1 protein-coding gene is annotated in these 704 nt (G+C 68.3%); it reads right to left on the reverse strand.

What is annotated here, in order from left to right; genetic code table 11:
• On the reverse strand, positions 1–704 hold a 704-nt coding region (locus tag AQJ46_RS51255), incomplete at both ends, for a phosphopantetheine-binding protein (RefSeq protein WP_159064299.1).

Raw genomic sequence — 704 nt, forward strand, 5'->3', positions numbered from 1 at the left:
GTTGTAGGTGGCGCTGGGTCCCTCGAACCGGTTCAGAAACCACAGCCGCTGCTGGGCGTACGACAACGGCACCCGCGCCGGACGCGGGTCCACCGCCGTGACGTTACGACGTACCGCCCTTGCCCCGCTCGCCAGGGCCTCGCTGATGCCGGCGATGGTGGGGGTCTCGAAGAGCTGCCGGATGGGCAACTCGGCGCCCAGCACGGTCCGGATGCGGCTGACCAGCTTGGTGGCCAGCAGGGAATGGCCGCCGAGCCGGAAGAAGTCGCCATCGATCGACACGCTCTCGACACCCAGGACTTCGGCGAAGAGCGTGCACAGCACTTCTTCCCGCGGAGTGCGGGGGGCCCGGCCCTCTGCCGTCTCCAGCTCAGGGGCAGGCAGGGCACGGCGGTCCAACTTGCCGTTCGGGGTCAGAGGCAGCGCATCCAGGGTGACGAACGCGGACGGCACCATGTACGCGGGCAGCTGCGCCGCCGCATGAGCGTGCACGTCCTCGATACCGGTACCGGTTCCGACGATGTAGGCGGTCAGGCGCTGATCCCCCGGGCGGTCCTCACGCACGACCACCGCCGCCTGAGCAACCAGCGGGTGCGACATCAACACAGCCTGGATCTCACCCAGCTCGATACGGAAACCCCGCACCTTGACCTGGTCATCCACCCGACCCACGTAGACGAGCTGACCGTCAGCACTCCACCGAG

It is taken from the genome of Streptomyces canus (genome assembly GCF_001514145.1).
GTDB lineage: Bacteria > Actinomycetota > Actinomycetes > Streptomycetales > Streptomycetaceae > Streptomyces > Streptomyces canus.